The following is a 24680-nucleotide window of genomic DNA, read 5'->3' on the forward strand; positions in this document are numbered from 1 at the left end:
GCTCAGCGCCTCCCCAGATAGACGTCGCGGACCATCTCGTCGGTCTCGATGTCGTGGAAAGGACCGCTGCGCAGTCGGCGTCCCTGGTGCAGCACCAATGTCTCGCAGTTCAGCGCCCGCACGAAGCGGATGTCGTGCTCGACGGCAACGATCGAGAACTCGCCCTTGAGCCGCAGCAGCATGTCGGCCGTCGCCAGCGTCTCTTGTGGTGTCATGCCGGCGGTCGGCTCGTCGAGCAAAAGCAACTTTGGCTCTATCGCCAACGCCATCCCGATCTCCAGCCATTGCTTCTGGCCATGCGCGAGCTCGCCGGCCAGCGTGGCGGCACGGTTACCGAGCGCGACCAGTTCCAAGAGTTCACCAACCGGGCGCACTGGCGAAGGCGCGCCCCAGCGCGCGACCTTCAGATTGTCCTCCACCGAGAGGTTCGGGAAAACCGAGGGAATCTGGAATTTGCGGGCGATGCCGAGCCGGGCGATGCGATGCAGCGGCAATCCGGCGATGTCATGGCCGAGGAAGCGCACGCTGCCGCTGGTCGGACGCAGCGTGCCGGTCAGCACGTTGAGGAAGGTGCTCTTGCCAGCGCCGTTCGGCCCGATGATGCAGCAAAGTTCCTTGTCTCGTACGGCGAGGTTCAGAGCCTCCAGCGCCTGCAGTCCGCCAAAGCGGATACCGACATTTTCAGCCTGCAGCAGGATGTCGCTCATTGCGCGCGCCTCCCGCCCTTGAACAGGTCTTTCAGCCGCGCGTAGATCGACAGGATGCCATCCGGCAGGACGAAGACGATGATGACGAAGACACAGCCGAGCAGCAGCGGCCACAGGCTCGGGTTGAAGCTGCTGATCGTCTGCTGCGCGCGCTGAATGAAGATGGCGCCCAGTACTGGCCCAAGCAGCGTGCCGCGTCCGCCGACCGCCACCCAGACGATGACTTCCGTAGACAGAAGCAGCCCGGACAGATCGGGTGCCACCAGCCCGGCCATACAGACATAGAGGGCGCCGGCAAGGCCGGCGATCGCCGCCGACAGGACGAAAGTGACAAGCAGCCGCAATGGCGCGTTGTGGCCGAGCGCGGCCGCCCGGATTTCATTGTCTTGAATGGCGGTCAGCACTGTGCCCCAGCGGCCACGGCTGATCAACCAGAGCGCCAGCACCGTCATGGCGACGATGGCCGAGACGAAGATGTAGCTGGGCAGATCCTGGCTGAGATCGACGTGCAGCCCGCCAAGATCGAACTCGATCGGCGGGATGCCGATCAGGCCGCTGTCGCCGCCGGTGACCGAGCTCCAGGAGACCGCGGCCTGCTGGCAGATGACGCCCATGGCCAGCGTGACGATGGTGAAATAGCTGCCACGGATGCCGCCGAAGAACAGGAAGTAGCCGATGATGGCGGCGACGAAGGCCGCACCCGCCACCGCACCCATGATGCCGAGTAAGCTTCCAAAGGGGATGGCATCATTGAGTGTGACCAGCGCCATGATGTAGCCGCCGATGCCGAAAAAGGCGGCGTGGCCGAAACACAGGATTCCGGTGCGGCCCCAGAAGAAGTCGAGGCTCGCCGCGAACAGGCCGAAGATCAGCGCGTCGCGGATCACCGTCAGCTGATAGCCGCCGGCAAAGAGCGGATAGACGACCGCGAGCGCCACGCAGATGGCGAAGATCAGCAGCCAGTTGCGGTCGCGGGCGATCATCGCGACGCTCCGTTGAACAGGCCGTTGGGCCGCAGCCGGACAGCGACGATGGCCGCCAGCAGCACGATCGCCTGCGCCAGCGACGGCGAGATCTGATAATTGAGGATGCTGGTCAGCCCGCCGACAAAGACGCTGCCGGCGACGAGGCCGCCGATCGAGCCGACGCCGCCGACGATGACGACGAAGAAGGCGTTGGCGAGATAGTTCACCCCCATCTGCGGCAGCACGATCGCCAGTGGCGCGACCAGTCCGCCGGCAAGCCCGGCGATGGCCGCGCCGAAGGTGAAGGCAATGGCGTAGGTACGCCGCGTGTTGATGCCGACGCCCTCGGCCATCTCGCGGTTCTGGATGACGGTTCGGATATCGAGGCCGAAGGGCGTCCGGCTGATCAGCAGGATGACGCCGAGCAAGGTCAGCATGGCGATGCCGATCAGGATCAGCCGGTAGGCCGGATAGACGGTGAAGACGAGATCGAGCGTGCCCTCGATCGGCGGCGTCACCGGCTTGGCGCCGAGGCCGAAGGTCAGTTCCAGCCCTTGCTGCAGGATCAGGCTGACGCCCCAGGTGGCGAGCACGGTCGAGACAGGCCTGGAATAGAGATGGCGGATGATGGCGAATTCGAGGATACAGCCGACCACCGCGCCGGCGATGGGCGCGGCGGCCAGGCCCAGCCAGAACGAGCCGCCCATGCTCTGGACGAAATAGACCGCGAAAGCACCGACGGTGACGAACTCGCCATGCGCCAAATTGGTCACGTTCATCAGCCCGAAGCTGATCGCCAGCCCGAGCCCGACCAGCATCAGGATGCTGATCAGCGTCAGCGCGTTGAGCAGCGTGGTGATGAGAAAATCCATCGCGTCAGGCCGCGCTTGCGAGACGTTGGCGCAGGCCGGCGAGCAGCCCCTCTGCGGCATCGATCGCAGCAGCCTGGTGTGGCTGCAGATCCTGCCCAGCCCACTCGTCGATATGGTCCGACAGCGGATCGACCACTTCGGTACGGTGATTGGCCAGCGTCTCGATGACGGCATGGCCGCAGAACGGCACATAACCTTCGGAGTAGCCGCCCTCATGGGTCATGATCAGACGCCCTTGCGAGGTCTCGGCGGCCAGCGCCACCATGCGCGCGGCGAGCCGCCTGAAGCATTCGCTGTTGAGCATCATGCGGCCGAGCGGATCAAAGCCTGACGCATCGAAGCCGGAAGCGACGATGACGAGGTCCGGTCTGTAGGCGCGCAGCGCAGGTGCGATGACGCGGTCGAAAGCCGCTTCATAGGCGCCGGTGCCGCTGCCCCCCGGCAGAGGTATGTTCATGTTGTAGCCTTTGCCGGCATCTTTCCCGTTGTCGGCCAGCGCACCGCGCCCGGTCGGGTAGAGATTGTCCTGATGCACGGAAATGGTCAGCACCGACGGGTCGGAATAGAACACCGTCTCGGTGCCGTTGCCGTGGTGCACATCCCAGTCGACTATCGCCGCGCGCCCGAGCAAACCTTCATGCTGCAGCCGGCGGACAGCAACGCCGATGTTGGAGAACAGGCAGTTGCCCATCGCCTGGTCGGGTTCGGCATGATGCCCCGGCGGCCGCGCCAACGCATAGGCATTGTCGACGCGGCCGGTCAGCACCGCGCGCATGGCGGCATAGGTGGTGCCGGCAGACAGCAGCGCGATGTCGAAGCTGTTGAGACCGATCGGCGCCTGTGGTCCGGCGAAACCGGAGCCACGTTCGCTCAGCATGCGGATATCGTCGACATGGCGTTGCGTGTGCACGCGCAGCAGGTCCTCGATCGAGACTGGCTCTGGGATGATCGGCACCAGATGACGCGACAGGCCACTGACCTGGATGAGGTTGTTCAGCCGGCGCTTCGAGCCGGGCGATTCCAGATGGCGGCCGGGTTCCACGAAACGGCCGGGCGGCATCATGTCGGCGCTGGGGCCGGTGTCGTGCCACATCAGCTGTTCGTGAAAAACGTAGCCTGTCGCCATCCGCAGCGTCCTCCGAAAACCAGGTGACGCTAGCAGGCTGACGATCATGTGGCCCGACCCGAAAGAGGGGTTGTGCCCGTTATTCTATACCCCTCCCTTCGGAGGGGGATGGGCGCCTGCTGACCCTTGCGCGGCGCGCACCGCCTGCACCCGGTTGGATACCGCAAGCTTGCCGAAAATGTTCTTCAGGTGCCATTTCACCGTGGTTTCGCTCACCGACAGCGCCAAGGCGATATCGCGATTGGACATGCCCTCAGTGAGATAGCGCAGCAGTTCGGCCTCGCGCTGGGTGAGCTGTTCCTTCTCAGCGGCTGGTGCGGCCAGCTTGCGAGTCGCGGCAGGCATTGTCTGCGCGGCGTCGATGATGCGCGTGGCATAGGCTGACAGTGCTGGATCGGTCTTTGCCTGGGCCGCACGCAGCCGCATCAACCCGTCGATAACAGGCCTTCCCTCGTCGACGAAGGAACGGATGAAGCCTGACGGCTGAGCAAGACGAAGTGCTTCGAGAAGATAACGGTCCGCCACGCGTTGGTCATGGGTGGCGCTGACTGCCTTGGCGCGCAGGATCAGCGCGAGGATATGGCGGCGCATGCGCCCGCTGCTTTTCGTTCGCACCAACAATTCGTCGAAAATTCGGGCGGCCGCGGCATAGGATTTCTCGGCCGTCAGCAGGCGGCCTTCGGCGAAGAACTCGAACTCGTTGGCTGTGGTGATGGCCATCGAAGCCTCGGTCCCTTCGCCGCGATGCTCGGTCAGCAGCGCGCGCGCCTCAGCATTGCGGCTCTGGTCGAGCAGCACGCGTATGCGGTCATGCACGATCATCGATGCCAGGCGGCGATACACCGTGCCGCGCACGCGTTGATAGACGCGCTCCAGCATATCCAATGCCGCTTCGGTGCGGCCCGTCAGCTGCAGCACGCGGGCATAGGTCGGCACGCTGGCCAGGGGATAGACGATGACCGCCGCGCCTTCGATCTGCGGTCCGAGATTCTCGACCAGCGTCAACGCCTCGCCCGACGCATTGGTCTCGTAGGCGAGTTCGGCAAGCAGCGTTCCGGCTAGGGCTTCGGCATAGGAGTTTGCACCGATCCGCGCCCTGGCTTCGATGATGGCGTTGCGCAGCAGCCGCTCTGCGGCGGGCAGGCGGCCCGCCGAACGCTCGATCACGGCCATGTAGCAATTGGCGATGGTGACGCCGAGCAGGCTGCCGCTTCGCTCGTGCGCCCGTCGTGCCGCGTCGATGGCGGCGCGGGCACCTTCGAGGTCGCCCAGCGCATAGAGGTTGTAGCCTATGACGTTGGCGGTCGCGCCCTCCATGAACCAGGCATCGGGCGCGATGACGCGCAGGGCCGCAAGGGCTGTGTCGCGCGCCTGATCGAACTGCTCCAGCGTGCTGTGCACGGCAGCGGCGAGGACCACGAGCTCGGCCTTTATCGTCGTGCCGGTCATGGTGCCCGGGTCACTGCCGTCGGCCGGTCCGGCCTCGACCAGCTTGCGCGCGTTGCTAAGCGTCTGCTGCGCAATCTCGGGTTGGCTGCTGTGCACCGCCAGCCACAGCACGACGAGTTGCAGCCGGATGCGCTGGTCAATCAGCGTCCTCGGCAGCAGCGCAAGCAACTGACGCACATAGAGGAGCTGGCACTGGGCGATGAGGTCGAGCGCATTGTTCTCGACGAACACCGCCGCGCGGGCCTGGTCGCCGGCGGCCAACGCGTGCCCGATCGCCTCTGTCAGCATCTTGCGCTCGCCGAACCATTCGGCGGCCGCCAGATGCAGCGGCGCGATCATCTCCGGTTCGCGCCGCTCCATTTCTCGGCTGAGGAAATCGCGGAACAGATGATGGTAGCGGAACCAGCGCCGTTCTTCGTCGAGCGGCACCAGGAACAGGTTGCGCGTCTCGATCTCGGTAATCGCCGCCTCGGCATCGGCCGCCCGCATCACCGCTCGGCAGGCCTCGGCACTGAAGCGTTCGAAGATCGAACTGTAGAGCAGGAATTTTGCGATTGCCGGCGGCAGTTCCAGGAACACTTCGCCCATCAGGAAGTCGGCGACGTTTCGGTTGGCGCCGGTGAAGTTGCCGATGACGGTTTCGGGTGCATGTGCGGCACTCAGCGACAGCGAGGCCAGTTGCAGGCCGGCGGCCCATCCTTCGGTGCGCGAGCACAGGGTTTCCACCGCACCGCTGCTGACGCTCAAGCCCAGCTTGTCGTTGAAGAAGGCTTCCGCTTCTGACGAGGCGAAGCGCAGATCGTCCGGGCCGATTTCGAAGACGTCGCCAAGCACCCGGAGCTTGCCGAGCTGCAGGTCGGGCAGGCTGCGCGAGCCGATGACGAAGGCGACGTTTGCCGGCGCCTGCCGGGTCAGACGCTCCATGAACCGCTTCACCGCCGGCGCCTCGACGGCGTGGTAATCGTCGAAGAACAGGGTGATGTCGGCCTGGCGCGCCGCCAGACCCGCCACAAGTGCCGAGAGCACGACATCGAGCTGGGGGATCGGGCTCGACTGGAAGGCAAGATCGAGTTCCGCCGGACTCTGGACCAGTTGGCGCAGCGCGCCCACCAGATGCGACAGGAAGGCGCCCTCGTCATTGTCCGTCGCTTCGCAAGACAGCCAAGCGGTCAGCCGACCGTGGCGCGCGACTTCCGCGGCCCATTGCGCCATCGTCGTCGATTTACCAAAGCCGGCGGGCGCGGCGAACAGCACGATGCGCGTGTCGATATGGCGCTCCAGCGTCGACAGGATGGTCTCGCGGCGAACCCATCGGCGATGGTGCGGCGACGCTTGGCTGACGGATTGCGGGGCTGTTCTCATCTAGGTCCGCGCAACTTGTCGCTTTTCCGGGGAAAGCGCGGCTCCCTTGCCATTGCTCCACTCCGTTTCGATCAGCGGAATCTGCGGTGCGGCATCGCGCGGCAAGGTTCCCTTGATCCGGGGATCGTCGACGATCTCAAATCCGGTCGCGAAGGGCACGAACCCGCAGGCACTGTAGAACCCGATGACACTGTGATGATCGAAGCTGCTTGTATGCAGCCAGATGCGGCTCGGGTTGAGACACCATGCGAGGTCCAGTGCCCCGGCCATCAGCCGTTTGCCGAAACCCCTGCCGGTCAGGGACGGGAACAGGCCAAAATAGATGATCTCGATCTCGCTGCTGTCGGCGACGAAGAATTCGACCATACCGAGATGGGCGCCGGTCTCGTCATGGCCGTAGTAGAGATGCTGGCGCGGGTCGGCGAAATGCGAGGTGATTTCGGCATCGGACATTTCGGAAACACGGTCCCAAAGCCAGGGCGCGCCGATCTCGAGGAAGATCGCCCGATAGGAAGCGCAGTCGGGCGTCGTGATCCGTGTCATGGCCAAGGGGTGCGCGAGATCGGGCTGCGGAGAGCGCGCCTCCATCCACGTCACCGCATTGGCAAGCTTGCCCGCCGGCAGGCGATGGTAGCCGATGGCGAGATCGGTGATTTCGGCCTGCATCGTGTCTTCGGTGATCAACGCATTCCCCGTCATGTCTTCCAGAGATAGCAGTATCGGCTTGCTGCATCCGATGCCAACTCCCCAAGACCATGGCAGCATCGAACGGCAAACCCTGGACTGAAAGTTTGGCGCGTATGCCTCTTGCATTTCACAGGAATGGCATATGAGATATGATACACCATTCAGAAGAAAGTGAAATATGATGCCTGAGCGGATTGCGGACGAGGCCATTCTGAGCGCGGTCGATGACGGCTTCGCGCGGCAGGTAGCGTTTCTGCAAGACCTCGTGCGTTTTCCTTCGCAGCGTGGCGAGGAACATGCCGCACAATCGTTCATGGCGGCTGCCTTTGAGGCTGACGGCTATGCCGTCGACATGTGGCGCGTCGATGTCGATGCGATTCGCGACCTGCCGGGTTTTTCACCCGTGGCAGTTTCTTATGACGACGCCTTCAATGTCGTTGCCACGCATACGCCGCGAAACGCGACCGGCCGCTCGCTGATCCTCAACGGCCATATCGATGTCGTTCCGACCGGACCGCTCGACCGCTGGGTGCGCGATCCCTACGACCCGGTGATCGAGGACGGCTGGATGCATGGCCGCGGCGCCGGCGACATGAAAGCCGGCCTGTCCGCCTGTCTCTATGCGCTGACCGCCTTGCGCAGCCTTGGCTATCAGCCGGCCGCGAACGTTTACCTGCAGTCGGTGGTCGAGGAAGAATGCACCGGCAATGGCGCGCTTGCCTGCGTGCAGCGCGGCTACCGCGCCGACGCCGCCTTCATTCCCGAACCGCTGGAGCCGAGGCTGATGCGGGCGCAGGTCGGGCCGATCTGGTTCCGGGTCGAGGTCGACGGCGACCCGCAGCATGCGTCGGGTGCATTTTCGGCCGGGGCCAATGCCATCGAAAAGGCATTTGTCATCATCCAGGCGCTGAAGCAACTCGAAATCGTCTGGAATGCGCGCAAGGTCGACGACAAGCATTTCCGTGATCACCCGCACCCGATCCGCTTCAATCTCGGCAAGATCGAAGGGGGCGAATGGACATCGAGCGTTCCGGCGCGATGTGTCTTCGAGATGCGCGTCGCCACCTATCCCGGCCAGAGGCTCGAAGACGCGAGAGCCGAGCTCGAGGCCTGTATCGCCGAAGCGGCGCGTGCCGATCCGTTCCTGGCCAATCGTCCGCCGAGCCTCACCTACAACGGCTTCATGGCCGAAGGCTATGTGCTGGAGGGTGCCGACGAGATGGAATCCGTGCTGCGCCGCAGCCATACCGCCGTCTGGGGCGAGCCGCTGACGGAACACGTCACCTCGGCGACGACGGATGCACGCTTCTTCGGCCTCTATGCCGACACGCCGGCGATCGTCTATGGCCCGATCTGCCGCATGCCGCATGGCTATGACGAGGCCGTCGATCTCGACTCGGTGCGCAAGGTCACCCAGACCATCGCGCTGTTCATCGCCGACTGGTGCGGGCTCGAACCTATCGAGGCTAAGCCATGAATTCGGCTGTCCCCGATGCATTCGGCGAAACACTCGCCGAGGACGCGCCTGATGTTTCGGCGGCCGAAGCGCTCGCCATCCTGCGCCGGTACTATGGGCTGACCGGCACCGCGCGTCCGCTGCCTGGCGAACGCGACCACAATTTCCACATCCAGGCCGACGGCGAGCGTGAGTTCGTTCTAAAGATCTCCCATCCGGCGGAAGAGGCCGGCTTCACCGATTTCCAGAACAAGGCGCTCGACCACATCCTTGCAGTCGACCCCATCTTGCCGGTTCCCTCGGTGCGCAAAAGCCTTGAAGGCGAGCCGCAATTTGCGGCCAGTGTTGGTGGATCGGCGCCGCGCATCATCCGGCTGGTGACTTATCTGCCCGGTCAGCTGCTGTCGCGCTCGCCGACTTCCGATGCGCAGGATCGCAATCTCGGCGTCTTCCTCGCCCGCCTTGGCCGGGCGCTGCGCGGTTTCTTCCACCCGGCCGCCGGCAGCGACCTGCTCTGGGATATCCGTAAGGTCGCCAAGACGCGGCCGATGATGGCGCATATCAGTGACGTTGGCCGGCGGGCGATGGTCGAGCGCGCGATCGACTCCTTCGAGCAGCATGCGGCGCCGGTCATCCCGACCCTGCGCGCGCAGATCGTCCACAACGACATGAACTCCTACAATGTGGTGATGGACGCGTCGCGGCCGGAGGTCGTCAGCGGCATCCTCGATTTCGGCGACATGATCCATTCGCCGCTGATCTGCGACCTCGCCATCGGCGCCGTCTATCGCTGGCCGGCGCAAGGCCATCCGCTGGCGCCGGCCGCGCGCTTCGTCGCCGGCTATCAGTCCGTGCAGCCGCTCGAGGAGGAAGAGATCAGCATTCTCTTCAATCTGATCCGTGCCCGCCTTGCGCTCATCGTCAACATCGCCAGTTGGCAGGCCGAGCGCTTCCCGGCCAAGCGCGACTATGTGCTGCGCCTCGCCACCGAGGTCTGGGCCTCGCTTGAAAAGCTGGATGGTCTGTCATCCACCGATGCCCGCCGCTATTTTCTCGACAATTCCAATCCGGAGTAAATGCTCGTGTCCCAGTCCTCGCCATATCCTTCAAATGCCGACGCGGCTGCATCGGAGCGCGCGCTGCTCGAGCGCCGCGCCAGGCTGCTCGGGCCGACTTACCGCGCCTTCTACCGCAACCCGATCCATCTGGTGCGTGGCAGCGGTGTGTGGCTCTACGATGCCCAGGGTCGCAGATTCCTCGACGCCTATAACAACGTCGCCTCGGTCGGACACTGCCATCCGCGTGTCGTCGAGGCGCTGTCGGCGCAGGCCGCCACGCTCAACACCCACACACGCTATCTCAGCGAGATCATCCTCGACTACGCGGAGAAACTTCTCGGCACCGTGCCGGCCCACCTCGGTCATGCCATGTTCACCTGCACCGGCAGCGAGGCCAACGACCTCGCCATCCGCATCGCCCAGCATTCCAGCGGCGGCACCGGGGTGATCATCACCGACTTTGCCTATCACGGCGCCACCATCGCGACGGCGCAGCTGTCGCCGGCGGCGGTCGGGGCAAAGGGCGTGCCCGCGCAGCACCGCACCGTGACAGCGCCGGACACGTTCCGCGACCATGGCCGGGCCGCGCATGATTTCGCCAGAAATGTCGCGGCCGCCATCGAAGATATGCGCGCAAAGAATATCCGGCCGGCAGCGCTGCTTCTCGACTCGGCCTTTTCCAGCGACGGTATTTTCTTTCCGGATGCGGCGGTGATGCGCGAAGCGGCGGATCACATCAAAAAGGCCGGCGGCATCATCATCGCCGATGAAGTCCAGTCCGGCTTCGGCCGGCTTGGCCAGGGAATGTGGGGTTTCGCCAATTATGGAATCGAGCCCGACATCATCACGATGGGCAAGCCGATCGGCGATGGGCACCCGATGGGTGCCGTGCTGGTGCGGCCGCAACTTGTCGCCTCCTTCGGCTCGAACACCGGTTACTTCAACACTTTTGGCGGCAATCCGGTCGCTGCCGCCGTCGGCCTCGCCGTTCTGGAGGTGATCGAAGGTGAAGGACTGATCGAGAATGCGCGCAATGTCGGCGCCTATACGGCTGAGCTGCTGCGCGCCCTGCAGAGCCGGCGTGGCGCGGTCGCCGATATCAGGCACAACGGCCTTTATTTCGGTGTCGAGCTGACGGCGGACGGTGACGAGGCGCTGGCCGCCACCAAGACATCGGCGGTCGTCGAAGCCATGCGCGAGGACGGCGTGCTGATCTCGTCCTGCGGTCCGCGCGGCAATGTGCTGAAGATCAGGCCGCCACTGCCGTTTGCCAGGGACAATGCCGAGCAACTGGCCGAGACGCTCGATCGCGCGCTGTCGAACTGGTGATCGGGCCGATCGCATGCTGAAGCTCGAACATCAAACCCTGAATGACCGCGCTTATGGCGCGCTCAAGCAGGAGTTGATTTCAGGCGGCTTCAGCCCGGGGCAGACGCTGGTTATACGCAAGCTCGCCGAGACGTTCGGCATCTCGACCACGCCAATCCGCGAGGCGCTGCAGCGGCTTGTCGCCGAGCGACTGCTCGAGATGCAGAACAACCGCTCGGTCATCGTGCCGTTGCTGTCCGCGCCTGCCTTCGAGGAACTGACGCGCATCCGTATCGCCGTCGAGGGACTGGCGGGCGAGATGGCGGCGACCAGGATGAGCGAAAGCGGACTGGCTGACATACAGGCGACGCTCGCCGGCATGCAGCGTGCCATCGAGGCCAGCGACGCCAGGGCCTATCTCTCGTTGAACGAGGCGTTCCACTTCGCCATCTACCAGCATGCCGGCGCGCCGATCCTTTTGAACATGATCCGCGACCTCTGGGGGCGGGTTGGGCCTTATCTCAAGCTGCTGATGCAGGCCGATCGCTACATCCCGCACTCCAACGACGCGCATCGCAAGATCGTCGCCGCACTGGAGCAGCGCAGCGGCCCCACTGTGCGGGTCTTCATAGAAGAGGACATCGCGATGGCGGCCGCCGTGCTGTCGGCAAACCTTGACGCTGCCAGGTAGCCGTCGGCCTAGCTCGTCCCGTCCAGCCGGTCGCGCAGCATGCTCCAGCCGAGCAGCATGTTGGGCGCGTGCCGCAGCAAGGCATGGAACGGGATTGGCGCCGGCGACGCAAAGGGCAGCGGCAGGTCGCGGGCCTCGGTTCCAGAGGCCCAGTCCGCCAGCACCTTGCCCATCGCCGTGGTCATCGCGATGCCGCGGCCGTTGCAGGCGCGTCCGGCGATCAGGCCCGGACCGAGGTCGATCAGGTGCGGCAGGAAATCCGGTTCAACCGCTGCCATTCCCGACCAGCTGTAGGCAAGCGGCGGCAGGTCGGGCAGACCGAGATGCCGACCAAGCCTTCGCCAAATCGTCTGCGGTACGCGCGTGTCGGCACCAGCGCCAAGGATGTTCATGCCGCCGCTGATCAGCCGGTTTTCGGCGTCGAAGCGGAAGGTGAACAGATTGCGTCTGGTGTCACCGACGCCTTGCCCGCCGGGAAGCAACCGGCTGCGTACTTCACGGGGCAATGGCGCTGTCGCGATCTGGAAGACTTTCAGCGGGAAATAGGTTCGCTGCAATGACGGATTGAGGGACCAGCCATAGGCGTTGGTGGCGATCAGCACCTTGCCGGCGCGTACTGAGCCAGATGGGGTTTTCAGCATCCAGCCATCGGCTATGCGATCAACCGAGGCGACGCGCGTCTGCTCGAAGACCTTCGCGCCGGCTTTCTCCGCCGCATCGGCAAGCCCGCGCGCATAGGCGACCGGATTGAGCACGCCGCCGCAACGATCCATCCAGCCGCCGGCATAGCCCGGCACGCCCGTCAGGGCTTCGATTTCCTGCCGATCCAATGTGACTGCCGGCCGGCCAAGCTGTGCCCATTGCCCGGCACGTGACTTGACCTTCTCGAAGGCGGCAGGCGAATGCGCAGGCTGGATCCATCCGTTCTGCACGGCGTCGCAGTCGATGCCGTGCTGCCGGATCAGGCGGAAAACCAGGTCGGCGCTGCCGGCGGCGAAATCGATCAGCCTTTCGCCGCGCGACGGTCCGAGATGGGCCAGTATGTCGACTGGATCCATTTTGGCGAAGTTCGGCACGACAAAGCCCGCATTCCTGCCGGTCGCACCCCAGGCGATGAATTCGGCTTCGAGAACGGCGACGGAAAGGCCTTTCCCCGCCGCGTGCAGCGCGGTGGAAAGACCGGAAAAGCCACCGCCGACGATGGCCAGGTCGACAGCGAGCCCGCTCTGCAGCGCCGGCCGCTCGCGGCGGTTGCGGCTGACGGCATGCCACAGCGAAGCGCCATGCGTTTCCCGCCGAACCGTGGCATTCATGACGGCGAAATGCTCCTGGCCGTCGCCGCCTTCGCCCGCTTATCTAACCAGGACCGCCGCGGTCTGTCGCCGAATAGGCCGTTCGGCCGGATCAGCAGTATGACGCAGAGCATGACGCCGATGGCGGCGATCTGCAGCGCGGCGGCGCGAGCCTGCTGTTCCGGCGGGAAGAGGATGCTGGTCAGCGTGCCCGATCCGGCCCATATCGCCCACACCAGGATGCTGCCGATGACGGCGCCGAGATTGCTGCCGGAACCGCCGACGATCAGCATCACCCAGACCTGGAAGGTCAGGATCGGCAGATAATTGTCCGGCGCGATGAAGCCGGTGAAATGCGCCTGCAGCGCGCCGGCCAGCGCCATGATGGCGCCGCCGACGGCAAAGGCCTGGACGCGGTAGAAACGCGCGCTCTTGCCAAGCGAGATCGCCGCCCGCTCATCCTCGCGCAACGCCTTCAAGACCCGCCCCCACGGGCTGCGCGACAAATGTTCCAAGGCGAGATAGGCGATCAGCGTCACCACCGAGACCACGCCAAGGTTGGACAGGTTGAACAGCAGCGGCGTCTCGGCAAGGCTGCCGAAGGGGCGCGGAATAAAACCGATGCCGAACGGGCCGCCGGTCAGTTTCTGCGCGTTGAGCGCGACCAGTTGCACGACGACGGCGACGCCGAAGGTGGTGATCGCCAGATAGTCGGATTTCAGCCGCAGCGTTGCCATGCCGGTAAGCGCTGCAGCGATGCCGCCGACGACCATGGCGCCCGCCCAGCCGACAAGGATCGGCAGGCCGAAGCCGCCCAGCCGCGCGGCATCGTCCGGTGTGGTCAGCAGCGCCGATGTGTAGGCGCCGATGGCGACGAAGCCGGCGAGGCCGACATTGAACAGCCCGGTCAGGCCCCACTGCAAATTGAGCCCTAGCGTGACCAGCGAGAAGATCAGCGCTGTGGTCAGGAAGAAGGCGCCGTAGCCGAGCAGGTCCATCAGCGTTCCCTCACACCAAACAGGCCGATCGGCCGCACGAACAGCACCGCCATCAGGATGATGAAGGAAACGGCGGCGCGCCACTCGGCGCCGATCAACTGCACCGCACCAGCCTCGGCGAGCCCGATGATCAGGCCGCCGAGCACCGCACCGGGAATGCTGCCGATGCCGCCGAGAATGGCGGCGGCGAACATCGGCAGCAGCATGTCGAAGCCCATGAACGGGCGGATCTGCACCAGAATGCCGATCATCACGCCGGCGACGCAGGCGAGAGCGCCGCCGATGACCCAGGTGACGCGCACCACGCTGGCGACATCGATGCCGACGATGCGGGCCAGCGCCGCGTTCTGGCTCAAGGCCTGCATCGAGCGGCCGGTCTGCGTGCGCGTTATCAACAGATGCACGCCGAGCACCAGCACCGCGGTCAGCAGCAAAAGCGCGATCTGGTCGGGTGTGATGCGGATGCCGAAGCCGATCGGCATGGCGATCTGGATCGCGCGGCTGAAATAGGTCGGCCGCGAGGTGAAGGTGAATTCGAGCAGGCTTCTCAGCGCCATCGAGGCGCCGAAGCTCGCCATCACCACGATGATCGCCTGGCCTTGCGAGCGAAGCCGCGAAAACAGCACCTTGTCGAGCAGCAGCGCCAAGAGCGCGGTGAAGGCCATGCCGATAACGAGCGCAACAATGAGCGGCCAGCCGAAGGACAGCGGTGCGATCGGCGCCACCTTGCCTACTGTCGCACCGATGGCGCTGACGACGGCCAGCGTCGCATAGGTGCCCCATGCCATGAAGTCGCCATGGGCGAAGTTCGAGAAGCGCAGGATCGAATAGGTAAGCGTCACGCCGATGGCGCCGAGGCCGATCATCGAACCCGTCAGCAATCCGTCGACGACAAATTGCAGGCTCATGCCTCACCTCCTTTCCCTGCCTTAGATGGGCGCTGGCCGAGATAGAGTTCGGCGACCACCGGATCGTTCCACAATTCGGAGGCGATGCCCTCGTGCCGGTCCTTGCCTTCGACCAGGACATAGGCGCGGTCGCCGATGGCGAGCGCCGCCTTGGCATTCTGTTCGACCAGCAGGATGGTGACGCCGGACTTGCGGATGCCGGCCAGCATCTCGAACACCATCGAGACGAATTTCGGCGACAGGCCGGCCGACGGCTCGTCCAGCACCAGCACTCTGGGGTGGACGATCAGCGCCCGTGCGACAGCGAGCATCTGCCGCTGTCCGCCCGACAAATTGCCGGCGGCGGTGCGGCGCTGGCGGACGAGGTCTGGGAAGGCGGCATACATCTCCTCGATGCGGGCAGGGATTTCGCGCCGCTCGAGGACGCCGCAGGCGACCCTGAGATTGTCCTCGACCGACATCAGCGGGAAGATGTTTTCGGTCTGCGGCACGAAGGCCAGTCCAAGCCGCACCATGGTGTGGGCAGGCGCAGCGGTGATGTCCTTGCCGTCCAGAAACACCGTGCCACCGGTGATCGGGACGAGGCCGGCGATGGCCTTGATGAAGCTCGACTTGCCGGCGCCGTTGGGGCCCAGCACGACGACGATCTCGCCTTTTTTGACAGTGATCGAGGCGCCGCGCACGATCGGCACGCCGGGCTCGTAACCGGCTTCGAGGTCGCGGACTTCGAGGACGATCTCGCTCATGCCGCGCCTCCGAGATAGGCCTCGATGACACGTGGGTCGCGAGCGACTTCTTCGGCCGTGCCTTCGCTGAGCAGCTGGCCGCTCGCCATGACGAGGACGCGATGGCAAAGCCGCGTCACCATATCGATATTGTGCTCGATCAGCAGGAAGGTGATGCCACGCGCGTTGATGTCCCGGATGCGGTCGATGATGACCTCCAGCAGCGTCGCGTTGACGCCGGCCGCCGGTTCGTCGAGCAGTATGATCGCCGGGTCGGCCATCATCACGCGGGCGAGTTCGAGCAGCTTGCGCTGGCCGCCGGAAAGCACCCGCGCCGGCTCATGCGCGAGATGGGTGAGGGTGACCAGTTCCAGCAGTTCGAGCGCCTTTGTCCTGGCGGCTCTTTCCTGCGCGGCGACGCGCCATGGCGTGATGAAATTGGCGAGCAGCTTTTCGCCGGCCTGGCCCTGTGCGGCCAGCATAATGTTTTCGATCAGCGTCAGATTGGGCAGCGGGCGCGGGATCTGAAAAGTTCGGCCAACGCCATGACCGATGCGCAGATGCGCGGCTTCGCCCGAGACAGGCGTGCCGTTGAGTAGGATCTCGCCGCTGGTCGGCAGGATGCTGCCGGCGAGCAGGTCGAACATCGTCGTCTTGCCTGCACCATTGGGGCCGATCAAGCCGAGGATTTCTCCCGCTTTGACGTCAAACGAGACATCGTTGACCGCGACAAGGCCGCCGAACCGCCTGACGACATTCCTTGCCGTCAGAACCGGCGCGCGGGTTTCCCCTTGCCGTTTGGTTGCCTCGCTCATCAAACCCTCTGGCCGAAGACGATCGTTGCCGTCTCCTGATTATGATTTGTGATCACACTTGCTTTGATCACGCTATTCGGCTTTAATTTCATCCGCAAGCCGAAAACCGGCCAAGAACGGAATTCCATGCAAAAGGCTGCCATCGAAAAGAACAACGAGGCGATCGCGGCCCAGCTTGCGCCAGTCGGCCGCGAAACTGTGCAGGACCGCGTCTACTCGGAATTGCGCCGCGCCCTGATCGGCGGCCTGTTCGAGCCGAGCCAGGTGCTGACCATCCGTGGCCTAGCTGACGCCTTGGTCACCTCGACCATGCCGGTGCGCGAGGCGCTCGGCAGGCTGATCACGGAAAAGGCGCTGGAGGCGCTGCCCAACCGTTCGGTGCGTGTGCCGCCGATCACATTGGAACGGCTGGATGATCTCTTGCGTGCCCGCATCCTGATCGAGGGCGAAGCGATCGCGCTGGCCGCCGCCCGCATGGGCCCGCGCCAGATCGCCACCATCGAAACCATTCTCGGCGAATGGGACGAGATGCGGGCGCTGAAACACAAGAAGGACGTCGATCGCGAAGTGACGCTCAATCAGAGCTTTCATTTCGAGATCTACCGCTCCTGCGGCTCGGCCGTGCTGATCCCGATGATCGAGAGCCTGTGGCTGCAATCGGGGCCCTGCATCCGCGTCGCTATCTATGCCTTCTCGGAGGCCGGCGAAGTCGACACCGCCCAGTATCACCGCCGCATCGTCATGGCGCTGTCCACGCAGGATGCGCAGGCGGCGCGCGAATCGCTTGTCGCCGACATCAGCCGCCCCTTCACCTTCCTGCGCAGCAAGCTGCAGGCCGCCGCCGCGAAAGACCAGACATGACCGCCATCAGGATCACCGAGCCGCGCTCGCAGCTTTCCGTCACGGCGCTGCTGCTGCCCGAGAAGGCACCGGAAAACGCTGCCTTCCTCTCGGCCTATCTCGGCACGCCACGTGTCGTCCCTGGCATCCATGCGATGTGGACGGGGCCGGAAATCTCCTGTCCGGTTCCCGCGGCCGATCTCGAGGGCCAGGCCTATGCGAAACCGTTGCCGGCCGAGAACGCGACGCTGACGCCGCAGCCGGGCGACATCGTGCTTTCCTACGTGCCGCCACGCATGTGGGGCGGCAATCCCAATGCGATCTTCGACATCGGCCTCTACTACGGGCAGGGCGCGCGGCTCTTGTTCCCGATCGGCTGGCTGGCCGGCAGCGTGGTGGCGCAAGTGCGCGTCGAAGAGCGTGACCGGTTCGCCGCCGCTTGCGGTGTCATCCGCCGCAACGGCGCCTGCGATGTTACCTTCAGCCTGATGGAGGCTTGAATGGCCGACGACAGTTTCGAGCTGTTCGATCTTCGCGTCGAGGCGGTCATCCCGGAGGGCAAGCCGATCTATTGCGGCGCCAAGGAAGGCGACTATTTCGAACTTAAGGGCGAGATGCTGTCGATGCCGGCAGGGCAGGGTTTTTCGATCTATTCGCTCGCCGCCGTCTTGCCTCTGCTGGCGGCCAAGCAGCGCCCAACCCACCCGAACGACTGGATGACCTCGGACGCGGAGATCGCTTGTCCCGATCCCAATTGCGCCAGCCGGCTGAGGATCGTCAGGATGGCCAAGCGGCGGTTCAGCCACGCCGAGACCACGGCGGTGCCGCTGCCTAAAGAGGATGACCTGAGATGAGTGCCAACACCTTCGAACTCGGCTCTGGCTACACCATCTCGCGCGTCATCCGCGGCGGTTGGCAGCTGGCCGGCGGCCACGGCGCCATCGACCGCAGCCAGGCGGTGGCCGATCTGATCGCCACCTTCGATGCCGGCATCTGGACCTATGATTGCGCCGACATCTACACCGGCGTCGAGGAATTGATCGGCGCCGCGCGCCTGCGACTGGCCAGTGAGCGCGGCCTCGATGTCGCCGCCCGGATGAAGGTGCACACCAAGCTGGTGCCCGACCTCGAACGGCTGGCCAGCATCAGCCGCGACTACATCAGGAGCATCGTCGACCAGTCATTGCGGCGGCTGAAGACCGAGCGGCTCGATCTCGTTCAGTTCCACTGGTGGGATTATGACCAGCCTCGCTATGTCGAGGCGATGGGCTGGCTCGACGAGCTTCGGCTTGAAGGCAAGGTGCGCAATCTCGGCACCACCAATTTCGACACGCCGCGCCTGGCTGAAATCCTTGCCGCCGGCATACCGCTGGTCAGCCAGCAGCTGCAATATTCGGTGCTCGACCAGCGGCCTGGCAACAGCTTGGCGAACCTCGCCGCCAAACACGGCGTCAGCTTCCTCTGCTATGGCTCGGTGGCCGGCGGCTTTCTCAGCGACAAATGGCTCGGCGTGGCCGAACCGGCCACGCCGCTCGAAAACCGCTCGCTGGTGAAATACAAGCTGATCATCGACGATTTCGGCGGCTGGGGCCTTTTCCAGCACCTGCTTCAGGCGCTGAAGGCCGTTGGCGACCGCCACGGCGTCGACATCGCCACCATCGCCAGCGCCTGGGTGCTGGAGCAGCCGCAAGTGGCGGCCGTCATCGTCGGCGCCCGCAACCAGGCGCATGCGCTGGCCAATGCAAAGATCATGGACGTTGCGCTCGACGCCGAAGACCGGGCGCGGATTGCCGCTGTCATCGCGCAAGGCACCGGTCTCGAGGGCGACGTCTACACGCTGGAGCGCGACCGTCACGGCCGTCACGGCTCGATCATGCACTACAACCTCAATGCGGGGAAGAAATGAGCGACGAGCCCTCCCTGTTTTCACGCGCCAGCGCCGAAATCATCGACCTGCACCGCTTCTTCGTCGACTGGTTCGTCGCTGCGCGCGCCAACACGGTGGACTTCGGCCGCTTCGAACGCGCCATGGGCAAAGACCTCAGCATGGTGGCGCCGGACGGGCAGATCCTCGACCGCGAAGCGGTCATCGATCATGTCCGCGCAAGCCGCGCTTCCTGCGACGATGGTTTTGCCATTTCGATCGAGGACATCCGGCCCGGCTGGCAGGACGCCGATACCATCGTCGTCCTCTATGTCGAAGCGCAGCTGCGCGCAGGCAAGCACAGCCGCCGCCAGTCCAGTGCCGTCTTCACCACCAGTTCATCGGCGCCCAACGGCGTTGAATGGCGACATCTGCATGAGACCTGGCTGCAGGTGCCGGAACGCTGAACAGGCTCCAGAATTCAAATACAGTCGAGTAACGAAAGGGGAACAACAATGACAAAGACGATACTCCAACTCACCACCGCGCTCGCCCTCGTCACGATGGCGGGTGCTGCGCAAGCCGCCGATTGCAAGATCACCGTCGGCCTCGTCATGGAGCTGACCGGCCCGGCCGGCGAATACGGCCAGGCCGGCGCCAAGTCGGTCGAGATGGCCTTCCGCGACATCAACGGAGCCGGCGGTGTGCGCGGCTGCGATCTCGTCACCGACACGCGCGACAGCCAGAGCCAGGGCAACGTCGCCGTTGACGCCGCCACCCAGCTGGTTCAGGTCAAGAAGGTGCCGGTCATCATCGGCGGCATCATCTCCTCGGTGTCGATCCCGATCCTGACTTCGGTCACCGCACCAGCCAAGATCGTCCAGGTCTCGCCGGCTTCGTCCTCGCCGACGCTGACCGCGCTCGGCCGCGACGGCAAGACCAACGGCATCTTCTTCCGCACCATCACCTCGGATGCGCTGCAGGGCGTCGCCGCCGCCAAATACGCCGTCGACAAGGGTTTCAAGAAGCTGTCGATCATCCATGTCAACAACGATTTCGGCGTCAACATGGTGGCCGAATTCTCACGTGCCTACAAAGCGCTCGGCGGCACCATCGTCTCCGACACGCCCTACAATGAGAAGCAGTCGAGCTATGCCTCGGAAGTCACGGCGGCAATGGCCGGCGAACCGGACGGTCTTTACCTCGTCAGCACGCCGGTCGACGGCGCTACGGTCGCCCGTACCTGGATCTCGCAGGGCGGCGTGCAGAAATTCCTGCTCAATGACGGCATGAACAGCCCTGATTTCATCGAGTCCGTCGGCGCCGACTATCTGAAGGAAGCCTACGGCACGTCCTCCGGCACCAGCCCGACGGCCTCGACGGAGTATTTCACCAAGAACTACAAGGAATTCTCCGGCATCGAACCGACCAATCCGGCGGCCGACCGCTCCTATGACGCCGGCGCGATTGTTGGTCTGGCCATCGCCATTGCCGGTTCTGAGGATCCGGCCAAGATCAAGGATGCGATGTACAAGGCCGTCGATCCGGCCGGCACGCCGATCTTTGCCGGCAAGGAAGAGTTCGCCAAGGCGCTCGGCCTGATCAAGGACGGCAAGCCGATCCGCTATGAAGGTGTCATCGGCCCTGTCGCCTTCGACAAATATGGCGACATCACCGGCCCGTTCCGCCTGTGGAAGATCGTCGACGGCAAGGTGGCAACGGACGGTGAAATGACCACCGACGATGTCAACGCGCTGCAAGCCAAGCTTCAGTAAGACAACTCTCCGGTATCGATCACGATCCATCGTGATCGATACAGGACGATTGTCCTGTTTTACATTGCCGACGGACACGGACGACGTCGCTCAGCGCTTGACCCGAGAAACATCCTCAATCCGGGACGGGTCTTCGACCTCGACCCGACTGCCTTCTGCCGATGACGATCCCGCACAGCCTGACGCATCAGCCGCTTTGCCTTGCCGCTTCGCGGATGGTCTGCAGCAGGATGGAAAAGGCCGGCGAGGGCGCGGTGTCGGTCCGCATGGTCAGGCCGACCGGTCCCTTGGTTTCCTCGGTGTTGACCGGCAGGGCGACGAAGGCGCCGCTGCCGAGTTCATTGGCAACGACGCCAGCCGAAATGATCCAGACGGCATTGCTTTGCCGCAGGAAGGCGCGGCCGAAGGAGTCTGAAACGGTTTCGATCTCGGTTGCCGGCGCCGTCATGCCGTTGGTGATGAACAGGCGGTCGACGAAGGGGCGGATGACCGATTCCCGCGTCGGCATCAGCATCGGGAATTCGTCGAGCCGTGCGAACACATCCTGTCCCGGATCGAGCAGCGGATGTCCGGCTCGCACCACGAACAGCACCGGTTCAGAATAGAGGTGCTCGAAGAAGAAGCCGGTCATGTTTTCCGGCGCCGCCAGCCTTCCGACGACGAGATCGAGCGCTCCGGTGCGCAACTGTTCGAGCAGCACGGCGTTCTCGCCGGTGACGATCTTGATCGCCGCACCTGTGTCCTCCTCGAGGAACAGGCCCATGGCGAGCGGTATCACCCGCGCCGACACTGTCGGCAGCGCACCGATGCGGATCGGGTGCCGGCTGACCGCTCCGTCCTGGCGGACAGAATCGACGCCTTGCTTGAGTGCCGTGATCGCCGTTCCGGCATGGCGAAGAAAGATCTCGCCAATGCGCGTCAGTCGGATGCCACGGCCGTCGCGCTCGACCACCGCAACCCCCAGCGCCCCTTCCAGCTCGCGCAATGTCTTGGTCACTGCCGGCGGGCTGACATGCAGCAAGTCAGCCGCTCGTGCCACGCTTCCCTGCCGCGCGACCTCCAGGAATGCCTGCAAATGGCGGAACCGGATCCGGCTCTCGGACATGAATTAATAACCCATGAGTTAATGAAACGACGCAAAATATCATTTTACCGAACCAAACGCCTTGTGCAATGTGGGGGCGGAGGACCGAAACCGTGCCATTCCTCACCATCGGCGGCATCACGCTGCACCATCGCCACATCAAGGCGAGCGGCAATGCGCGCCCTATCATATTCATCAATTCACTGGGCACCGACTTCCGGATCTGGGACGAAATTGTCTCGGCGCTCGATGGTGAAATGCCGCTGCTGGTCTATGACAAGCGCGGTCACGGGCTGTCCGACATCGGCGACATCAGGTCGATCGACGATCATGTCGATGATCTCTCGGCCCTCATCGATCATTTCGAATTGAGCAAAGTCGTGCTGTGCGGCCTGTCGGTCGGCGGCATGATCGCGCAGGGGCTCTATGCCAGGCGACCTGAAATCGTCGAAGGCCTGATCCTTTGCGACACGGCGCACAAGATCGGCACGACGGACAGCTGGAACACACGCATCGCAACGGTCGAAAGCAAGGGCATCCAGGCGATTGCCGATGGCGTGCTCAAAATGTGGTTCACCCCCGCCTTCCACGCAGCGCGTGTGGCCGAGCTCGACGGCTATAGGAACATGATGACCAGGCAAGCGCTCGCCGGTTACATCGGGACCTGCGCTGCCGTTCGCGATGCCGATTTCACCGATGCCGCACGCCGCATCGCGGTGCCGACACTCTGTGTCGGGGGCGACCAGGATGGCTCGACGCCGCCCGATCTCGTCCGCTCGCTGGCCGAGCTGATCCCCGCCGCGCGCTTCGAGATCATCCGCGACGCCGGACACATTCCTTGCGTCGAACAACCTGAAGCGCTGGTCGCCCTGATCCGCAGTTTTATCGCGTCGCTTGCCCCTGGGACAGCAACCCATGGATGAAGCCCCCGGCGACGCAGCCAGATATCGCAAGGGGCTTGCGGTGCGGCGCTCGGTACTCGGCGACCGGCATGTCGACCGGGCCGAAATCGCCGCCACCGATTTCGACCAGCCTTTCCAGGAGCTGATCACCGAGGCTGCCTGGGGAACCGTGTGGGCGCGGCCGGGCTTCACCAAGCGTGAGCGTTCGATCGTCACGCTGGCGCTGCTGGCCGCACTCGGCCATGATGAGGAGGTCGCCATGCATGTGCGCGCCACCGCCAACACCGGTGCGTCGCGCGACGACATCTGCGAGGCGTTCCTGCATGTCGCCATCTATGCCGGCGTGCCGGCCGCCAACCGTGCCTTCAAGATCGCCAAGGAGGTGTTTTCGGAAATGGACGAGAGCCAGAATGCCCGCTGAGTCCGGCTCGACCCGGAGGCCCGAGACCGGCGCCTTCTTCCAGCGCGACCGGACATGGCATCCGCCGGCTCTGACGCCGAACTATAAAACCTCGGTGCTGCGCTCACCGCAAAAGGCGCCGCTGTCGTTCGACAACACGCTATCGGAGATTGCAGGCCCGGTCTTCGGTCACGCCATGCTCGGCGAACTCGACGCCGACCTGATCCACAATTTCGCCAGGCCCGGCGAGAGCGCGCTCGGTGAGCGCATCCTCGTCTATGGGCGGGTGCTCGACGAACGCGGCGTTGGCGTGCCCGGCGCGCTGCTTGAGTTCTGGCAGGCCAATGCCGGTGGCCGCTATCGCCATAAGAGGGATGGCTATCTGGCGCCACTCGATCCGAATTTTGGCGGTTGTGGCCGAACTATTACAGGCGAGGATGGCTTCTATGCGTTTCGTACCGTCAAGCCCGGTCCCTATCCCTGGCCGAACGGGCCGAACGACTGGCGGCCTTCGCACATCCATTTCTCTGTCTTTGGCCACGGCTTTGCGCAGCGGCTGATCACGCAAATGTATTTCGAGGGCGATCCGCTGATCTGGCGCTGCCCGATCGTGCGCGGCATCCCCGACAAGGCGGCCATTGAGACGCTGATCGCAACGCTCGACATGCAAGCGACGATCCCCTTCGACGCGCGCGCCTACAAGTTCGACATCGTTCTGCGCGGGCGCCGCGCGTCGCGGTTCGAAAACAGGCTGGAGGGCAATTGATGGCCCAGTCGCTCGACCGGCTCAGGGAGAGCCCCTCGCAGACCGCCGGACCCTACGTTCATATCGGGCTGACGCCCAATTTCGGTGGCATCGGCGGCGTCTACCCGACCGACCTCGGCGCGACCATGGTCAACGACAAGACCAAGGGCGAGCGCATCGGCCTGCGCATCCGGGTGCTCGACGGCACCGGCACGCCGCTCAAGGATGCGCTGATCGAGATCTGGCAGGCGGATGCCGACGGGCTCTACAATTCGCCGGCAGAACCGCGCGGCACGGCCGATCCCAACTTCTTCGGCTGGGGCCGTTGCCCGACCGACATGGACACCGGCCTGTGTGCGTTCGAGACGATCAAGCCTGGCCGCGTCCCGTTCAACGATGGTCGCCTGATGGCGCCGCATATCACGCTCTGGATCGTCGCCCGCGGCATCAATCTCGGCCTGCACACAAGACTGTATTTTTCCGATGAGGAAAAGGCCAATGCTGAAGATCCGATCTTTGCGCGGGTCGAGCACCGCCTTCGCGTGCCGACGCTGATCGCCGAGCGCCAAGGCGATATGTATGTCTTCGACGTCCATCTCCAGGGGGAGAAGGAAACGGTCTTCTTCGACAGCTGATGCTCAGGAGGCCTGT

Annotated in this window: 26 protein-coding genes; 14 read left to right on the forward strand and 12 right to left on the reverse strand. The window is 64.3% G+C overall.

What is annotated here, in order from left to right:
* Window positions 1-2: 2 nt before the first annotated feature.
* From NP503_RS13395 to NP503_RS13420, 6 genes are all read right to left on the reverse strand, one after another.
* Window positions 3-707 (reverse strand): ATP-binding cassette domain-containing protein, encoded by a 705-nt coding sequence (locus NP503_RS13395; RefSeq protein WP_127268597.1) that lies wholly within the window; start codon window positions 705-707, stop codon window positions 3-5.
* The gene (locus NP503_RS13400; RefSeq protein WP_127270113.1) at window positions 704-1690 is read right to left on the reverse strand and encodes a branched-chain amino acid ABC transporter permease; all 987 of its coding nucleotides are present in this window, start codon (window positions 1688-1690) and stop codon (window positions 704-706) included. The genes NP503_RS13395 and NP503_RS13400 overlap by 4 nt, the downstream gene beginning before the upstream one ends.
* Window positions 1687-2544 (reverse strand): urea ABC transporter permease subunit UrtB, encoded by an 858-nt coding sequence (gene urtB / locus NP503_RS13405; RefSeq protein ID WP_127270111.1) that lies wholly within the window; start codon window positions 2542-2544, stop codon window positions 1687-1689. The genes NP503_RS13400 and urtB overlap by 4 nt, the downstream gene beginning before the upstream one ends.
* Before the next feature lie 4 nt (window positions 2545-2548).
* A complete protein-coding gene (locus tag NP503_RS13410) occupies window positions 2549-3670 on the reverse strand; it encodes a class II histone deacetylase (RefSeq protein ID WP_127267844.1) in 1122 nt (373 codons plus the stop codon).
* Between the two features lie 84 nt (window positions 3671-3754).
* Complete coding sequence (locus tag NP503_RS13415; protein ID WP_127267843.1) at window positions 3755-6481, reverse strand: LuxR C-terminal-related transcriptional regulator; 2727 nt, start codon at window positions 6479-6481, stop codon at window positions 3755-3757.
* Window positions 6482-7180 carry a GNAT family N-acetyltransferase gene (locus tag NP503_RS13420; RefSeq protein ID WP_127267842.1) on the reverse strand — a complete coding sequence of 233 codons (699 nt, stop codon included), beginning with the start codon at window positions 7178-7180 and terminating at the stop codon, window positions 6482-6484.
* Window positions 7181-7349: 169 nt separating this feature from the next.
* On the opposite strand from NP503_RS13420, the gene NP503_RS13425 reads away from it, so the two are divergent.
* Genes NP503_RS13425 through NP503_RS13440 form a run of 4 tightly spaced genes read left to right on the forward strand, consistent with a single transcriptional unit; the run spans window position 7350 to window position 11681 of the window.
* Window positions 7350-8645 (forward strand): ArgE/DapE family deacylase, encoded by a 1296-nt coding sequence (locus NP503_RS13425; protein WP_164748646.1) that lies wholly within the window; start codon window positions 7350-7352, stop codon window positions 8643-8645.
* Complete coding sequence (locus tag NP503_RS13430; RefSeq protein WP_127267840.1) at window positions 8642-9700, forward strand: phosphotransferase; 1059 nt, start codon at window positions 8642-8644, stop codon at window positions 9698-9700. Before NP503_RS13425 ends, NP503_RS13430 begins: the two co-directional genes overlap by 4 nt.
* The gene (locus NP503_RS13435; RefSeq protein WP_164748645.1) at window positions 9701-11011 is read left to right on the forward strand and encodes an aspartate aminotransferase family protein; all 1311 of its coding nucleotides are present in this window, start codon (window positions 9701-9703) and stop codon (window positions 11009-11011) included.
* Window positions 11012-11024: 13 nt separating this feature from the next.
* Window positions 11025-11681, forward strand: a complete 657-nt coding sequence (locus NP503_RS13440) for a GntR family transcriptional regulator (RefSeq protein WP_127267839.1) — start codon at window positions 11025-11027, stop codon at window positions 11679-11681.
* Window positions 11682-11689: 8 nt separating this feature from the next.
* Here NP503_RS13440 and NP503_RS13445 read toward each other — a convergent pair whose 3' ends face one another.
* From NP503_RS13445 to NP503_RS13465, 5 genes are read right to left on the reverse strand one after another with little or no spacing between them, the layout of a single operon-like run.
* Window positions 11690-12994: an FAD-binding oxidoreductase gene (locus NP503_RS13445; protein WP_127276523.1), complete on the reverse strand. Its 1305-nt coding sequence runs from the start codon at window positions 12992-12994 to the stop codon at window positions 11690-11692.
* Window positions 12991-13974, reverse strand: a complete 984-nt coding sequence (locus NP503_RS13450; protein WP_164748655.1) for a branched-chain amino acid ABC transporter permease — start codon at window positions 13972-13974, stop codon at window positions 12991-12993. The genes NP503_RS13445 and NP503_RS13450 overlap by 4 nt, the downstream gene beginning before the upstream one ends.
* The gene (locus NP503_RS13455; RefSeq protein WP_127271373.1) at window positions 13971-14879 is read right to left on the reverse strand and encodes a branched-chain amino acid ABC transporter permease; all 909 of its coding nucleotides are present in this window, start codon (window positions 14877-14879) and stop codon (window positions 13971-13973) included. The genes NP503_RS13450 and NP503_RS13455 overlap by 4 nt, the downstream gene beginning before the upstream one ends.
* On the reverse strand, window positions 14876-15625 hold the full coding sequence (locus tag NP503_RS13460) for an ABC transporter ATP-binding protein (RefSeq protein WP_127272525.1): 750 nt from the start codon (window positions 15623-15625) through the stop codon (window positions 14876-14878). The genes NP503_RS13455 and NP503_RS13460 overlap by 4 nt, the downstream gene beginning before the upstream one ends.
* Window positions 15622-16419 carry an ABC transporter ATP-binding protein gene (locus NP503_RS13465; protein ID WP_127270676.1) on the reverse strand — a complete coding sequence of 266 codons (798 nt, stop codon included), beginning with the start codon at window positions 16417-16419 and terminating at the stop codon, window positions 15622-15624. Before NP503_RS13465 ends, NP503_RS13460 begins: the two co-directional genes overlap by 4 nt.
* A 126-nt stretch (window positions 16420-16545) precedes the next feature.
* Here NP503_RS13465 and NP503_RS13470 point away from each other — a divergent pair, with 126 nt between their 5' ends.
* The 6 genes from NP503_RS13470 to NP503_RS13495 are packed head-to-tail and all read left to right on the forward strand — an operon-like array spanning window position 16546 to window position 20898.
* The gene (locus tag NP503_RS13470; RefSeq protein ID WP_127270675.1) at window positions 16546-17280 is read left to right on the forward strand and encodes a GntR family transcriptional regulator; all 735 of its coding nucleotides are present in this window, start codon (window positions 16546-16548) and stop codon (window positions 17278-17280) included.
* The gene (locus NP503_RS13475) at window positions 17277-17759 is read left to right on the forward strand and encodes a DUF3830 family protein (RefSeq protein WP_127270673.1); all 483 of its coding nucleotides are present in this window, start codon (window positions 17277-17279) and stop codon (window positions 17757-17759) included. Before NP503_RS13470 ends, NP503_RS13475 begins: the two co-directional genes overlap by 4 nt.
* Complete coding sequence (locus tag NP503_RS13480) at window positions 17760-18113, forward strand: TIGR04076 family protein (protein WP_127270671.1); 354 nt, start codon at window positions 17760-17762, stop codon at window positions 18111-18113.
* Window positions 18110-19165, forward strand: coding sequence for an aldo/keto reductase (locus NP503_RS13485; RefSeq protein ID WP_127272524.1), 1056 nt, complete (start codon window positions 18110-18112; stop codon window positions 19163-19165). Before NP503_RS13480 ends, NP503_RS13485 begins: the two co-directional genes overlap by 4 nt.
* Window positions 19162-19590, forward strand: a complete 429-nt coding sequence (locus NP503_RS13490) for a DUF4440 domain-containing protein (protein WP_127266587.1) — start codon at window positions 19162-19164, stop codon at window positions 19588-19590. The genes NP503_RS13485 and NP503_RS13490 overlap by 4 nt, the downstream gene beginning before the upstream one ends.
* Before the next feature lie 48 nt (window positions 19591-19638).
* Window positions 19639-20898: an ABC transporter substrate-binding protein gene (locus NP503_RS13495; RefSeq protein ID WP_127266586.1), complete on the forward strand. Its 1260-nt coding sequence runs from the start codon at window positions 19639-19641 to the stop codon at window positions 20896-20898.
* A gap of 187 nt (window positions 20899-21085) precedes the next feature.
* Here the strand turns inward: NP503_RS13495 and pcaQ are convergent, their stop codons facing one another.
* The gene (gene pcaQ, locus NP503_RS13500) at window positions 21086-22003 is read right to left on the reverse strand and encodes a pca operon transcription factor PcaQ (RefSeq protein WP_127266585.1); all 918 of its coding nucleotides are present in this window, start codon (window positions 22001-22003) and stop codon (window positions 21086-21088) included.
* Window positions 22004-22095: 92 nt separating this feature from the next.
* Between pcaQ and pcaD the strand changes: the two genes are divergently transcribed.
* The 4 genes from pcaD to pcaG are packed head-to-tail and all read left to right on the forward strand — an operon-like array spanning window position 22096 to window position 24664.
* Window positions 22096-22905 carry a 3-oxoadipate enol-lactonase gene (gene pcaD / locus NP503_RS13505; RefSeq protein WP_127266584.1) on the forward strand — a complete coding sequence of 270 codons (810 nt, stop codon included), beginning with the start codon at window positions 22096-22098 and terminating at the stop codon, window positions 22903-22905.
* Entirely contained in the window at window positions 22898-23305 is a 408-nt protein-coding gene (gene pcaC / locus NP503_RS13510) for a 4-carboxymuconolactone decarboxylase (protein ID WP_127266583.1), read from the forward strand. Before pcaD ends, pcaC begins: the two co-directional genes overlap by 8 nt.
* The gene (pcaH, locus tag NP503_RS13515) at window positions 23295-24050 is read left to right on the forward strand and encodes a protocatechuate 3,4-dioxygenase subunit beta (RefSeq protein WP_127266582.1); all 756 of its coding nucleotides are present in this window, start codon (window positions 23295-23297) and stop codon (window positions 24048-24050) included. The genes pcaC and pcaH overlap by 11 nt, the downstream gene beginning before the upstream one ends.
* Window positions 24050-24664 (forward strand): protocatechuate 3,4-dioxygenase subunit alpha, encoded by a 615-nt coding sequence (pcaG, locus tag NP503_RS13520; protein ID WP_127266581.1) that lies wholly within the window; start codon window positions 24050-24052, stop codon window positions 24662-24664. Before pcaH ends, pcaG begins: the two co-directional genes overlap by 1 nt.
* The last annotated feature ends 16 nt before the right edge of the window (window positions 24665-24680 follow it).

It is taken from the genome of Mesorhizobium sp. SEMIA396, from assembly GCF_024518615.1.
In the GTDB taxonomy this organism is placed as follows: Bacteria; Pseudomonadota; Alphaproteobacteria; order Rhizobiales; family Rhizobiaceae; genus Mesorhizobium.